Annotated in this window: 13 protein-coding genes; 9 read left to right on the top strand and 4 right to left on the bottom strand. The window is 69.3% G+C overall.

Annotation, left to right across the window (positions count from 1 at the left end; translation table 11 throughout):
- The first annotated feature begins 49 nt into the window (after positions 1-49).
- Positions 50-1,180, top strand: a complete 1,131-nt coding sequence (locus IM787_RS00835; RefSeq protein WP_193674735.1) for a 3-deoxy-7-phosphoheptulonate synthase — start codon at positions 50-52, stop codon at positions 1,178-1,180.
- A 74-nt stretch (positions 1,181-1,254) separates the two neighbouring features.
- A complete protein-coding gene (locus IM787_RS00830; protein ID WP_193674734.1) occupies positions 1,255-2,292 on the top strand; it encodes a hypothetical protein in 1,038 nt (345 codons plus the stop codon).
- Here IM787_RS00830 and mpl read toward each other — a convergent pair.
- Positions 2,289-3,671, bottom strand: coding sequence for a UDP-N-acetylmuramate:L-alanyl-gamma-D-glutamyl-meso-diaminopimelate ligase (gene mpl / locus IM787_RS00825; protein ID WP_193674733.1), 1,383 nt, complete (start codon positions 3,669-3,671; stop codon positions 2,289-2,291). The two genes, IM787_RS00830 and mpl, sit on opposite strands and share 4 nt — an antisense overlap.
- 132 nt (positions 3,672-3,803) lie before the next feature.
- Here mpl and IM787_RS00820 point away from each other — a divergent pair, with 132 nt between their 5' ends.
- From IM787_RS00820 to IM787_RS00790, 7 genes are all read left to right on the top strand, one after another.
- The gene (locus tag IM787_RS00820) at positions 3,804-4,400 is read left to right on the top strand and encodes a hypothetical protein (RefSeq protein ID WP_193674732.1); all 597 of its coding nucleotides are present in this window, start codon (positions 3,804-3,806) and stop codon (positions 4,398-4,400) included.
- A complete protein-coding gene (locus IM787_RS00815) occupies positions 4,393-4,950 on the top strand; it encodes a TlpA family protein disulfide reductase (protein ID WP_193674731.1) in 558 nt (185 codons plus the stop codon). Before IM787_RS00820 ends, IM787_RS00815 begins: the two co-directional genes overlap by 8 nt.
- A gap of 149 nt (positions 4,951-5,099) precedes the next feature.
- Positions 5,100-5,558 carry an acetyl-CoA carboxylase biotin carboxyl carrier protein gene (gene accB / locus IM787_RS00810; RefSeq protein ID WP_193674730.1) on the top strand — a complete coding sequence of 153 codons (459 nt, stop codon included), beginning with the start codon at positions 5,100-5,102 and terminating at the stop codon, positions 5,556-5,558.
- Positions 5,559-5,560: 2 nt separating this feature from the next.
- Positions 5,561-6,910 (top strand): acetyl-CoA carboxylase biotin carboxylase subunit, encoded by a 1,350-nt coding sequence (accC, locus tag IM787_RS00805; protein ID WP_193674729.1) that lies wholly within the window; start codon positions 5,561-5,563, stop codon positions 6,908-6,910.
- An 18-nt stretch (positions 6,911-6,928) separates the two neighbouring features.
- On the top strand, positions 6,929-7,810 hold the full coding sequence (gene prmA / locus IM787_RS00800; RefSeq protein WP_193674728.1) for a 50S ribosomal protein L11 methyltransferase: 882 nt from the start codon (positions 6,929-6,931) through the stop codon (positions 7,808-7,810).
- A gap of 38 nt (positions 7,811-7,848) precedes the next feature.
- Complete coding sequence (locus IM787_RS00795; protein WP_193674727.1) at positions 7,849-8,904, top strand: DUF3426 domain-containing protein; 1,056 nt, start codon at positions 7,849-7,851, stop codon at positions 8,902-8,904.
- A gap of 21 nt (positions 8,905-8,925) precedes the next feature.
- On the top strand, positions 8,926-9,807 hold the full coding sequence (locus tag IM787_RS00790; protein ID WP_193674726.1) for a carbohydrate kinase family protein: 882 nt from the start codon (positions 8,926-8,928) through the stop codon (positions 9,805-9,807).
- 4 nt (positions 9,808-9,811) lie between these two features.
- Here IM787_RS00790 and IM787_RS00785 read toward each other — a convergent pair whose 3' ends face one another.
- The 3 genes from IM787_RS00785 to IM787_RS00775 form a co-directional block, all read right to left on the bottom strand.
- On the bottom strand, positions 9,812-10,579 hold the full coding sequence (locus IM787_RS00785) for an SDR family oxidoreductase (RefSeq protein ID WP_193674725.1): 768 nt from the start codon (positions 10,577-10,579) through the stop codon (positions 9,812-9,814).
- A gap of 65 nt (positions 10,580-10,644) precedes the next feature.
- Positions 10,645-11,673 carry a branched-chain amino acid ABC transporter permease gene (locus IM787_RS00780; protein ID WP_193674724.1) on the bottom strand — a complete coding sequence of 343 codons (1,029 nt, stop codon included), beginning with the start codon at positions 11,671-11,673 and terminating at the stop codon, positions 10,645-10,647.
- Positions 11,673-12,557, bottom strand: coding sequence for a branched-chain amino acid ABC transporter permease (locus IM787_RS00775; protein ID WP_193674723.1), 885 nt, complete (start codon positions 12,555-12,557; stop codon positions 11,673-11,675). The genes IM787_RS00780 and IM787_RS00775 overlap by 1 nt, the downstream gene beginning before the upstream one ends.
- Positions 12,558-12,613: the final 56 nt, after the last annotated feature.

The following is a 12,613-nucleotide window of genomic DNA, read 5'->3' as shown; positions in this document are numbered from 1 at the left end:
CCCCGGCGGTTTTTTCTTGGGCCCCCCAAAACCGAGAGAAAGCACGTCCATGAGCCCGAAGACCAGCAACGCCAGCGATGCCTGGTATGCGCACCCCGTCGACAAGACCAGCCAGACCGACGACCAGCGCATCAAGGACATCACCGTGCTTCCTCCGCCCGAACACCTGATCCGGTTCTTCCCCATCAGCGGCACGCCGGTGGAGGGGCTGATCAACCAGACCCGGCGCGCCATCCACGAGATCATGGCCGGCAACGACGACCGCCTGCTGGTGGTGATCGGGCCGTGTTCCATCCACGATCCCGATGCGGCGCTGGCTTACGCGCGCAAGCTCAGGGAGGTGCGGGCGAAGTACGCCGACACCCTGGAGATCGTGATGCGGGTGTACTTCGAGAAGCCGCGCACCACCGTCGGCTGGAAGGGTCTGATCAACGACCCTTACCTCGACGAGAGCTACCGCATCGACGAGGGCCTGCGCATCGCGCGCCAGCTGCTCATCGAGATCAACCGTCTCGGCCTCCCGGCCGGCAGCGAATTCCTGGACGTGATCTCGCCGCAGTACATCGGCGACCTGATCTCCTGGGGCGCCATCGGGGCGCGCACCACCGAAAGCCAGGTGCACCGCGAACTGGCGTCGGGCCTCTCGGCGCCCATCGGCTTCAAGAACGGCACCGACGGCAACATCAAGATCGCCACCGACGCCATCCAGGCCGCGGCACGGCCGCACCACTTCCTGTCCGTGCACAAGAACGGGCAGGTCGCGATCGTGCAGACCCACGGCAACCGCGACTGCCACGTGATCCTCCGGGGCGGCAAGGCACCGAACTACGACGCGGCGAGCGTCGGAGCAGCCTGCGCCGAGCTCGAAGCCGCGAAGCTGCCGCCCACCCTGATGGTGGACTGCAGCCACGCCAACAGCAGCAAGCAGCACGAGAAGCAGCTGGAAGTCGCGCGCGACATCGCCGGCCAGATCGCCGGCGGCTCGCGCCGGGTGTTCGGCGTCATGGTGGAAAGCCACCTGGTCGGCGGAGCGCAGAAGTTCACGCCCGGCAAGGACCGCGCGGAAGCCCTGGAATTCGGCAAGAGCATCACGGATGCGTGCATCGGATGGGACGAATCCCTGGACCTGATGGCAACTTTGTCACGGTCCGTCGAGCAACGTCGTCGGCTTCGTTCATGAGAACAGTTTACATCCAGTAACGATCTAGCTATATTGGTTTCCACTCGGCCGAGCAGGGCCCGAGGAGGGAACGGATGACGATCGAAATCCCCGTGCTGCGCCTGGGCGTGGCGGGGTACACGGAAGGCCAGCAGAAAGCGGCGGCGGACATCGCCGCCGCAGCCGCGTCCGCACGCGCCACGTGGCAGCTGGGATCCTTCGCGGATGCCGACGCGTGGTGGCTGGAAGGCAGCCGCACCGTCGTCATGCCGAACCAGCACCTGCGGGTGCAGCCGGCCGTGCCGTCCGGCCGCTCCGTCCAGTTGGCCCTGGCCGACGTGGACCGGCCCGTGGCGTTCACGCTGCCCGTGACGGCGCCGGGATTCCGTCCGGCCGTGACCTTCGACCTCGGCCAGCACAAGGCGGGCGTGGCCGTGCTGCACAAGTTCACCGAGTGGCTGCAGGCCATGGTCTCCCAGTTCGCGCTGGCTTCGAGCATCGCCGACCACCAGCCGACGCTGGCGGCGGGCTCCTGGGAGGTGCTGCGCGGCGGCGACCTGCTGGCGGTGGTGGACCTGCGCCTCGGCGCGGCGGTGATGCCGGGGACCACCTGCGCCGACTTCGCCGAAGCCGGATGGCTGATCCGCGACCACGGCGCCGTTTCCATCCCCTCCAACTTCGCGCGCGTCAGCGTCTCGCAGCTGATGTGGCAATACGCGCAGCGCACCGCGCGTGACCTGCTGCCGCCGCATTACCGCGAGCAGAAGCTCTACTTCCGCCGGCCGCCGCGCCTGCCGCAGCGGCAGCTGCGCGATGCGCACCTGCTGTTGATGCGCGAACTGTCGGAGCGCCCCGGCATGGACTTCGCGGAGCTGCAGCAGGCCACCGGCCTCGGCGAGGCGCAGCTCGTGCGCTACCTCTCGGCGCTGTACGTCGTGGGCTCGATCACCTCGAATCCCAAGCGGGCGAGCGGGGCCGGCGCGCGTGGGGCGGGCGGGCGGGACTCCGGTCCGCCCGACCAGAGCGTCTTCAACTATTCGATGCTGGAGCCTTCGCGCCCGCCCGAAGAGCGACCGGTCGTCTACGACAGGACGGCGCCGGCACCGCTGCTGCCCGACTTCTACAAGGGCTAGCCGGGCTGCAGCGTCTCCAGCAGCTTGGCGTGGAAGCCGCCGAAGCCGCCGTTGCTCATGCAAAGCACGTGGTCGCCGGGGCGGGCCGCCGCCTTCACCTGCGCCACCAGCTGCGCAATGTCCTGCGCGACGCTGGCCTTCGCACCCATCGGGGCCAGCGCCTCGGAAGGGTCCCAGCCCAGGCCGCCCGCATGGCAGAAGGACAGGTCCGCCTGCTCCAGGCTCCACGGCAGCTGGGACTTCATGGTCCCGAGCTTCATCGTGTTGCTGCGGGGCTCGAACACCGCCAGGATGCGCTGCGCGCCCACCTGGCGGCGCAGCCCGTCGATGGTGGTGCGGATCGCCGTCGGGTGGTGGGCGAAATCGTCGTAGACGGTGATGCCGTTGGCGATGCCGCGCACTTCCATGCGGCGCTTGACGTTGCGGAACTCGCGCAGCGCCGTGGCCGCGACGGCCGGCGTCACGCCGACGTGCTGGGCGGCGGCGATGGCCGCCAGTGCGTTCAGCTGGTTGTGCACGCCGCCCACGTCCCACGCCACCTGCGCCACGCGGTGGCCCTGTTCCAGCACGTCGAAGCGCGTCGGCTCGCCTTCGGCGCTGAAGTCGCTCACCGCGGCACCGAAGGTGCGGACCTCGCTCCAGCAGCCCTGGTGCAGCACCCGGGCGAGGCTTTCCTCGAGGCCGTTCACGACCAGCCGGCCGGTGGATGGCACCGTGCGCACCAGGTGGTGGAACTGCCGCTCGATCGCCGCGAGGTCGTCGAAGATGTCCGCGTGGTCGTATTCCAGGTTGTTCAGGATCGCCGTGCGCGGCCGGTAGTGGATGAACTTGCTGCGCTTGTCGAAGAAGGCGGTGTCGTATTCGTCGGCCTCGATCACGAACGGCGTCGAAGGCCGCGCCATGTTGCCGAGCCGGGCGGAGACGCTGAAGTTCAGGGGCACGCCGCCGACCAGGAAGCCGGGTTGCAGGCCGGCGTGTTCCAGGATCCAGGCGAGCATCGAGGTCGTGGTCGTCTTCCCGTGCGTGCCGGCCACCGCCAGCACGTGGCGGCCCTGCAGCACGTGTTCGGCCAGCCATTGCGGCCCGCTCGTGTAGCGCAGGCCCTGGTCGAGGATCGCTTCCATCAGGGGAAAGCGCGGCGTGCCGTCGGCCAGCCGGGCGCGCGAGACGACGTTGCCCACCACCCAGACGTCGGGTCGCAGCGCGAGCTGCTCGGTGCCGAAGCCTTCGATGAGGTCGATGCCGAGCGCGCGCAGCTGGTCGCTCATGGGCGGGTAGACGCCGGCGTCGCAGCCGGTCACCTTGTGGCCGGCCTCGCGGGCGAGTGCGGCCAGGCCTCCCATGAACGTGCCGCAGATGCCGAGGATATGGATGTGCATGGGCGGCGATTATCCCGGCAGCGCCAAGCGCGGCCGTGCGATCCCGCGCTGGCGGGGACACGCGTCCCACCAGACTGTCCGGATTTCACGCTCCGGCGACGGGGGCAGCCGCGGCCATGCAGAATCGGGCCGATGGAAGCATTGCAGTCGGAGATCTGCGCCACGGCCGCGCGGCTCGTGGTGGAGGAAGGCCTGGAGTACGGGCCGGCCAAGCGCCGCGCTGTCAAGCAGCTGGGATTGAACGCCCGCACCGCGCTGCCGGACAACGACAGCCTCGAGGAGGCCGTCCGCGAGTACATCGAGATCTTCTGCGGCGACACGCAGCCGGCGGAGCTGGCGGCCCTGCGCAAGCTGGCCCTCACCTGGATGGAGCGGCTGGCCGAATTCCGGCCCTACCTGGCCGGCGCCGTCTGGCACGGGACGGCCACGCGCCTGTCCGACATCTACCTGCAGCTGTTCTGCGACGACCCGAAGTCCGCCGAGATCGCCCTGATCGAACACAACGTCGACTACACGCCGCGCACCGTGACCGGCTTCACCGGCGAGGATTTGGAAGCCCTCAGCCTCAGCAGCATGAGCCCCGAGCTGGGCGAGCCGATCGGCGTGCACCTGCTGGTGTACGACCACGACGACCTGCGCGGCGCGCTCAAGCCGGATGCCAAGGGCCGTACGCCGCGCGGCAACCTGGCGGCGGTGCGCGCCCTCTTGCAGGAGCCCGGTCATGGATGAAGCGGGCACCGACAGGGTCGGACCGTCTGCTGCGCGCCGACGCTGGCTCGTGGCCGGCGTCGCGGCCGCGGCCGCCGCTGCGGGCGGCGGGCTGGCGTGGTGGCGCAACCGGCCGCGGGCCGTGGACGATGCGGCAGTGGAACGCATCTGGAGCCTCTCCTTCGACCGGCCGCAGGGCGCGCCGCTGGCGATGGCCTCGTTGCGCGGCAAGCCGCTGCTGGTGAACTTCTGGGCGACGTGGTGCCCCCCTTGCGTGGAGGAAATGCCGCTGCTCGACGCCTTCTATCGCCAACATGCCGGCAAAGGCTGGCAAGTTGTCGGGTTGGCGGTCGACCAGCCGAGCGCGGTGCGTACGTTCCTGCAACGCACGCCGGTCACCTTCCCGATCGGGATGGCCGGCCTCGAAGGCACGGAGCTGGCCCGCAGCCTGGGCAACCAGACCGGCGGCTTGCCGTACACGGTGGTCCTCGGGCCCGACGGCGCCGTCCGCCAGCGTAGAATGGGCCGGGTCACCGAAAGCGACCTGAAAGACTGGTCCGCCGCGGGCTGACGGCGCCAGCCGCCGCCGGCCCGTGCCGCGCATTTCGCTTCCAGCGAAAAACTTGCGCCCCAATTCAAGTAACTTCGCGCAAATTGAGCGGCGTAAGCGAATTTTGCTGTAAATTCGCGTGCTCTCAAGAAAGAGGCTGGAGACTCCCCATGGACTTGCGCAAACTCAAGACGCTGATCGACCTCGTGTCGGAATCGAACGTGTCCGAACTGGAGATCACCGAAGCCGAAGGCAAGGTCCGCATCGTCAAGGGCGGTCCGGCCGGCGTCTACGCCGTCCCGGCCCCGGCCGTGATGCAGCAGGCGGCGCCTGCCGTTGCCGCCGCCCCGGCGCCCGCCGCCGCTGCCGCCCCCGCCGCTCCCGAAGCGCCGAAGGGCCACACCGTGAAGTCACCGATGGTGGGCACCTTCTACCGCGCGTCCTCGCCAGGCGCCAAGGCCTTCGTGGAGATCGGCAGCCAGGTGAAGGAAGGCGAGACGATCTGCATCATCGAGGCGATGAAGATCCTCAACGAGATCGAGGCCGACAAGGGCGGCACGGTCACGCAGATCCTGTGCGAGAACGGCCAGGCGGTGGAATACGGCCAGCCCCTGTTCGTGATCGAGTGAGCATGTTCAAGAAGATCCTGGTCGCCAACCGCGGCGAAATCGCCCTGAGGATTCAGCGGGCCTGCAACGAACTGGGCGTGAAGGCGGTGATGGTCTATTCCGAGGCCGACCGCGAAGCCAAGTACGTCAAGCTGGCCGAAGAAGCGGTCTGCATCGGGCCGGCGCCTTCGCCCCAGAGCTACCTGAACATGCCGGCCATCATCGCGGCGGCCGAAGTGACCGACGCGGAGGCGATCCACCCCGGCTACGGCTTCCTCTCCGAGAACGCCGACTTCGCCGAGCGCGTCGAGAAGAGCGGCTTCCAGTTCATCGGGCCGACGCCGGAGAACATCCGCACCATGGGCGACAAGGTGTCCGCCAAGCAGGCCATGATCAAGGCTGGCGTGCCGTGCGTGCCGGGCTCGGAGGGCGAACTGCCGGACAGCCCGGTGGAGATCCGCCGCATCGCCAAGGCCGTCGGCTACCCGGTCATCATCAAGGCCGCCGGCGGCGGCGGCGGGCGCGGCATGCGCGTGGTCCACACCGAGGCCGCCCTGATCAACTCCGTGCAGATGACGAAGGCGGAGGCGCAGGCCGCCTTCGGCAACCCGTCGGTCTACATGGAGAAGTTCCTCCAGAACCCGCGGCACGTCGAGATCCAGATCCTGGCCGACAAGCACAAGAACGCGGTCTACCTGGGCGAGCGCGACTGCTCCATGCAGCGGCGCCACCAGAAGGTCATCGAGGAAGCACCGGCGCCGGGCATCCCGCGCAAGCTGATCGAGAAGATCGGCGACCGCTGCGCCACCGCCTGCAAGAAGATCGGCTACCGCGGGGCCGGCACCTTCGAGTTCCTGTACGAGAACGGCGAGTTCTACTTCATCGAGATGAACACGCGCGTGCAGGTGGAACACCCCGTCACCGAGCTGATCAGCGGCGTGGACATCGTCAAGACGCAGATCCGCGTCGCCGCGGGCGAGAAGCTGCCCTTCAAGCAGGGCGACATCGTGCTGCGCGGCCATGCGATCGAGTGCCGCGTGAACGCCGAGGACCCGTACACCTTCGTGCCTTCGCCCGGCCGCATCACGACCTGGCACGCCCCGGGCGGCCCCGGCGTGCGGGTGGATTCGCACGTGTACAACAACTACTTCGTGCCGCCGAACTACGACTCCATGATCGGCAAGATCATCGTGCACGGCGACACCCGCGAGCAGGCGCTGGCCCGCATGCGCGGCGCGCTGGGCGAGACGGTGGTCGAAGGCATCAAGACCAACATCCCGCTGCACCGCGAGCTGATGGTGGACGCCAAGTTCATGGCCGGCGGCACCAACATCCACTACCTCGAAGAGTGGCTGTCCCATCACAAGCGCTGAAGCGCCGGTGAGCTGACCTTGTTCGAACTGCGGCTGCTGTGCCCGGAAGACCGCGTCGAGGCGGTCGGGGACGCCCTCGAGGCGCTCGACGCCCTGAGCGTGTCGGTCGAGGATGCCGATGCGCAGACCCCGGCGGAGCAGGCCCTGTTCGGCGAGCCGGGGATGCCGCCACCCAAGGGCGGCTGGCAGCGCTCCCTGGTCCTCGCGCTGTTCGCGCAGGAAGCGCAGGCGAAGGAGGCCGCCGAACTGCTGGCGCCGCAGGACTTCTTCGAAGGCTGCAGGTTCATCGCGATCGTCGACGTGCCGGAGCAGGACTGGGTGCGCCTGACGCAGTCGCAGTTCGAGCCCGTCGAGATCACGCCCACCTTCTGGATCGTCCCCACGTGGCATGAACCGCCGGCCGCGGCGCAGGAGGTGATCCGGCTCGACCCCGGCCTGGCCTTCGGCACGGGTACCCACCCGACCACCCGCATGTGCCTGCGCTGGATCGCGCGCCAGCCGCTTGCCGGGCAGCGCGTGCTGGACTACGGCTGCGGCTCCGGCATCCTCGCGATCGGCGCCGCGAAGTTCGGCGCGACGGCGGTCGACGCGGTGGACATCGACGAGGCGGCGGTGCGGTCGACCGAGGCGAACGCGCAGGCCAACGGCGTGCAGCTCACCGCCGGCCTGCCGGACCGGGCCCAGGGACGGTACGACACGGTGCTGGCCAACATCCTGGCGACGCCCCTCAAGATGCTGGCGCCCCTGCTGTGCGGCCATGTCGCGCCCGGCGGCGCGCTGGTGCTGGCGGGCATCCTGGCGCGGCAGGCGGACGAACTGAAGGCCGCCTATGCGCCGCACGCGCGGCTGGAGGTCGGCGACGAGGAGGACGGCTGGATCCTCATGACGGCCCGCCTGTAGGCGCCGCCACGCCCAGCGGCCACTAGAATCGCTGGCTCATGAGCATGATCACCAGCTGCCCGACCTGCGGAACGATGTTCCGCGTCGTCCCGGACCAGCTGAAGATCTCCGAGGGCTGGGTGCGCTGCGGCCACTGCGCCGAAGTCTTCGACGCCCGCGCCCACCTGGCCGACGAATCGATCCTCGACCTGCCCGAACCCGAGCAGGTCGCGGCGCCGCCACCCCCGCCGCCCGCGCCCATCGCGCCGCCGCTCGCCCGCCGCGCCGCGGAACCGGCGCCGCGCGCCGAGCAGCCGACGCGGCCGACGCGGCCGGCCGAACTGCACACGCGTCCCGCCGAGCTGTACCAGTCCTCCACGAGCGGGGAGCGCTCGATCGACAGTTCCAGCTTCTTCGGCGTCGAGGCCGATGCCCTGGAACCCTCGCCGCTGGACGCGCCGTTCGTGTTCCGCCGTTCCGACCTCGTGGTGCCCGACTCGACCCTCCAGGTGTCCGCGGCGACGCGGCCGATGTCGCTGGACGACGAGATCGACGACGAGGAAGAGGAAGAGGAGCGCGAACGCGCGCGCCTGCACGACGTGTCCTTCGTGCGGCAGGCGCGCCGCAAGGCGTTGTGGCGCCGCCCCATGGTGCGCATCGCGCTCGCCTTCCTGAGCCTGGCGCTCGCCGCCCTGCTGTTCGGGCAGGTCGCCTACCAGGACCGCGACCGGCTGGCGCTGTCGCAGCCCGCGTTGCGCCCGATGCTCGCCACCCTCTGCGGCTACCTCGATTGCACGCTCGGGCCGCCGCGCCAGATCGAGGCGATCGTCATCGAGAGCTCGGGCTTCAACCGCCTGCGCAACGACACCTACCGGCTGGCCTTCACGCTGCGCAACACCGCGCCGGTGCAGGTGGCGGCGCCGGCGATGGAACTGACGGTCACCGACGGCCAGGACCAGCCGATCGCCCGGCGCGTGCTCACGCCGGCGGAACTCGGCGCCGCCGACGGCGCCATCGCGCCCGGCAGCGACTGGTCGCGCTCGGTCGGCATCGTCCTCGATGCGCCGTCCACCTCCCGCGTGGCCGGCTACCGGCTGCTCGCCTTCTATCCCTGAGATCCAGTCCAGAAAGAGACCATGGCCGCCGTCATCTGCGGGTCCCTCGCCTTCGACACCATCATGACCTTCGAGGGCCGCTTCGCCGAGCAGATCCTGCCGGACCAGCTGCACATCCTGAACGTCTCCTTCCTGGTGCCGGCACTGCGCCGCGACTTCGGCGGCTGCGCCGGCAACATCGCCTATGCCCTGAAGCAGCTCGGGGGCACGCCGCTGCCGATGGGCGCGGTCGGCAGCGACGGCGCCGACTACCTGGAACGGCTGCAGCAGCTGGGCATCAGCTCCGAGTTCGTGCTGCGCGTGGACGACACGTACACGGCGCAGGCGATGATCATGACGGACCGCGACAACAACCAGATCACGGCCTTCCATCCCGGCGCGATGATGCAGGCGCACCGCCTGCAGGTCGCCAGGCGCGCGGACATCAAGCTCGGCATCATCTCGCCGGACGGCCGCGACGCCATGCTGCAGCACGCGGCGCAATTCGAGGCGGCGGACATCCCCTTCGTCTTCGACCCGGGCCAGGGCCTCCCGATGTTCGACGGCAAGGAGCTCGCCGCTTTCATCGGCCAGGCCACGTGGGTCACGGTGAACGACTACGAGGGCAAGATGCTCAGCGAGCGCACCGGCTGGAGCAGCGCGGAGATCTCGAAGCGCGTGCAGGGCCTGGTGGTCACGCTCGGCGGGGAAGGTTGCGAGGTCTGGGTGCAGGGCGAGAAGACGCTGGTGCCGCCGGTGAAGGCCGCCGCCGTCGTCGACCCCACCGGCTGCGGCGACGCCTGGCGCGGCGCGCTGCTGCACGGCCTGGAGCAGGGCTGGTCGCTGGCGCGCTGCGCCGAGCTGGGCAACAAGGTCGGGGCCGCCAAGATCGCCAGCCGCGGCCCGCAGAACTGGACGCTCTGAGGCCTCAGCCCCGCGCGATCGTCACGCCGCCGTCCACCACGATCGTCTCGCCCACCACGTAGTCGCCGGCACGCGAGGCGAGGTAGATCGCCGCGCCCGCCATGTCCTCGGTGGTGCCGATGCGGTGCACCGGCACGCGTTCGGCCACCGCATCGCCGTGGTCGCGCGCCTGCTTGTTCATGTCGGAGGGGAAAGGTCCGGGCGCGATGCCGCTGACGACGATGTTGTCCTGCGCCAGGCGCAGCGCCATGCGTTTCGTCAGGTGGATCAGGCCGGCCTTGCTGGCGCTGTACGAATACGTCTCCCAGGGGTTCACCGAGATCCCGTCGATCGAGGCGACGTTGATCACCTTCGCCGGCCGTTCCTTCGCGCCGCGCTTCAGGGCCTCGTGCAGCGCCTGCGTCAGGAAGAAGGGCGTCTTCATGTTCAGGTCCACCACCTTGTCCCAGCCCTGCTCGGGGAAGGTGTCGAAGTCCTCGCCCCAGGCCGCCCCGGCGTTGTTCACGAGGATGTCGAGGGCGGGCTCGCGCTGCTGGATCTCCGCGGCCAGCCGGCGCGCGCCCTCGACGGTGGAGACGTCGGCCGGCAGCGAGATGCAGGTGCCCAGCGAAGACAGTTCCGCGGCCGCCGCATCGCACGCCGCGGCCTTGCGCGCCGTGATGTAGACGCGCGCACCCTGCTGCAGGAAGCCGGTGGCGATCATGCGGCCGATGCCGCGCGAGCCGCCGGTGATGAGGGCGACGCGGCCCTGGAGCGAGAAGAGTTCTTTCATGGAGCCTCCGTGAACTGCCCGCAGGTTAGCGCGGGCCGCCGGGGGCTCCAATCACCTGGATGACATCAGGCCTTCGCGCGGGCCTTGCGGCGGTCGCGCCAGGCCAGCAGTTCGCCGACCACGCCCTTGCGGAAGGCCAGCACGCACAGCACGAAGATCGCGCCGATGATGACCGTGACCCACTCGCCGACCTTGTCGGCGAGCATGTTCTGCAGCGCGATCACGATGCCGGCGCCGAGCACCGGTCCGAAGAAGGTGCCGACGCCGCCCAGCAGGCTCATCAGGATGACTTCGCCGGACATGGACCAGTGCACGTCGGTCAGCGTGGCGAACTTCATCACCAGGGTCTTGAGCGACCCGGCCAGGCCGGCCAGCGAGGCCGACAACACGAAGGCGAGCAGCTTGTAGCGGTCGACCTCGTAACCGAGCGAGACGGCGCGGGGCTCGTTCTCGCGGATCATCTTCAGCACCTGGCCGAAGGGCGAGTTGACGATGCGCATGATGCCCAGGAAGCACGCCACGAAGATGGCGAGCACCAGGTAGTACATGACCGTGTCGTCCATCAGCGGGATCACGCCGAACAGGTTGCCGCGCAGCACGCCCTGCAGCCCGTCCTCGCCGCCGGTGAAGGGTGCCTGCAGGCAGAGGAAATAGACCATCTGCGACAGCGCCAGCGTGATCATCGCGAAGTAGATCCCCTGGCGGCGGATGGCGACGAAGCCGAAGGCGAGGCCGAGCAGCGCCGCGACGACGACGCCGGCCAGGATGCCGAGTTCGGGCGACCAGCCCATCACCTTCACGGTGTGGCCGGTGATGTAGGCCGCGAAGCCGAAGAAGGCGGCGTGGCCGAACGACAGCAGGCCGGTGAACCCGAGCAGCAGGTTGAAGGCGCAGGCGAACAGCGCGAAGCACAGCAGCTTCATCACGAAGACCGGGTACAGCCCGATCAAGGGCGCGACCAGCGCCAGCGCCAGCAACGCCAGGTAGACCAGCCCGGTCGCCCTGCCGACGCCGCCGCCATGCTTGGCGATCGCGGCGTTGGGGGCTTCCACGGGCAGGTCGGCGGCCACGGAGGAGGTGGAGGGCGTGGACATCAGGCTTCCTTCCCGAACAGGCCCGCGGGGCGCAGCATCAGCACGATCGCCATGATCACGAACACCACGACGTTCGACGCTTCGGGGTAGAACACGCGGGTGAAGCCCTCGACGACCCCGAGGCCCAGCCCCGTGATCACCGAGCCCAGGATCGAGCCCATGCCGCCGATCACGACCACCGCGAACACCACGATGATCAGGTTGGAGCCCATGAGCGGCGTCACCTGGATCACGGGCGCGGCCAGCACGCCGGCGAGGCCGGCGAGCGCGGCGCCTGCCCCGTAGGTGAGCGTGACCATCAGCGGCACGTTCACGCCGAAGGCCTGCACCAGCTTCGCGTTCTCGGTGCCGGCGCGCAGGTACGCACCGAGGCGCGTGCGCTCGATCAGGTACCAGGTCGCGAGGCAGACGGTGATGGAGGCGACCACGACCCAGGCCCGGTAGTTGGGCAGGATCATGAAGCCGAGGTTGGTGGCGCCGGAAAGCAGTTCGGGCACCTGGTACGACTGGCCGGAGACGCCGTACTCGCGGCGGAACGCGCCTTCGAGGATCAGCGCCAGGCCGAAGGTGAGGAGCAGGCCGTACAACGGGTCCAGCCCGTACAGCCGCTTGAGGAACAGGCGTTCGATGACGACGCCGAGCGCGCCCACGATGAGCGGCGCGAGGACGAGCGCGAACCAGTAGTTCACGCCCCACTTGTCCAGCATGATCCAGGCGGCGAAGGCGCCCACCATGTACAGCGCGCCGTGCGCGAAGTTCACGATGTCCAGCAGGCCGAAGATGACGGCGAGGCCGAGGCTCAGCATGGCGTAGAACGCGCCGTTGACGAGGCCCAGCATGAGCTGGCCGAGGAAGGCCTGGTGGGGAATGCCGAATATTTCCATGGGGGGCAGTGGTCTGCTCGTGGGGTGGGCGGGCCGGCTGGCCCGCCCACGGGTTC

Source organism: Ramlibacter pallidus, from assembly GCF_015070875.1.
Lineage (GTDB): Bacteria > Pseudomonadota > Gammaproteobacteria > Burkholderiales > Burkholderiaceae_C > Ramlibacter > Ramlibacter pallidus.
Note: the sequence above shows the minus strand (reverse complement) of the source record. Positions and strands in the feature narration are given on the sequence as shown.

Excerpts from the sequence above, each read along its gene's own strand:
- IM787_RS00835 (WP_193674735.1), top strand. The coding sequence starts at position 50 with ATGAGCCCGAAGACCAGCAACGCCAGCGATGCCTGGTATGCGCACCCC.
- IM787_RS00830 (WP_193674734.1), top strand. The coding sequence starts at position 1,255 with ATGACGATCGAAATCCCCGTGCTGCGCCTGGGCGTGGCGGGGTACACG.
- mpl (WP_193674733.1), bottom strand. The coding sequence starts at position 3,671 with ATGCACATCCATATCCTCGGCATCTGCGGCACGTTCATGGGAGGCCTG.
- IM787_RS00820 (WP_193674732.1), top strand. The coding sequence starts at position 3,804 with ATGGAAGCATTGCAGTCGGAGATCTGCGCCACGGCCGCGCGGCTCGTG.
- IM787_RS00815 (WP_193674731.1), top strand. The coding sequence starts at position 4,393 with ATGGATGAAGCGGGCACCGACAGGGTCGGACCGTCTGCTGCGCGCCGA.
- accB (WP_193674730.1), top strand. The coding sequence starts at position 5,100 with ATGGACTTGCGCAAACTCAAGACGCTGATCGACCTCGTGTCGGAATCG.
- accC (WP_193674729.1), top strand. The coding sequence starts at position 5,561 with ATGTTCAAGAAGATCCTGGTCGCCAACCGCGGCGAAATCGCCCTGAGG.
- IM787_RS00795 (WP_193674727.1), top strand. The coding sequence starts at position 7,849 with ATGAGCATGATCACCAGCTGCCCGACCTGCGGAACGATGTTCCGCGTC.
- IM787_RS00790 (WP_193674726.1), top strand. The coding sequence starts at position 8,926 with ATGGCCGCCGTCATCTGCGGGTCCCTCGCCTTCGACACCATCATGACC.
- IM787_RS00785 (WP_193674725.1), bottom strand. The coding sequence starts at position 10,579 with ATGAAAGAACTCTTCTCGCTCCAGGGCCGCGTCGCCCTCATCACCGGC.
- IM787_RS00780 (WP_193674724.1), bottom strand. The coding sequence starts at position 11,673 with ATGTCCACGCCCTCCACCTCCTCCGTGGCCGCCGACCTGCCCGTGGAA.
- IM787_RS00775 (WP_193674723.1), bottom strand. The coding sequence starts at position 12,557 with ATGGAAATATTCGGCATTCCCCACCAGGCCTTCCTCGGCCAGCTCATG.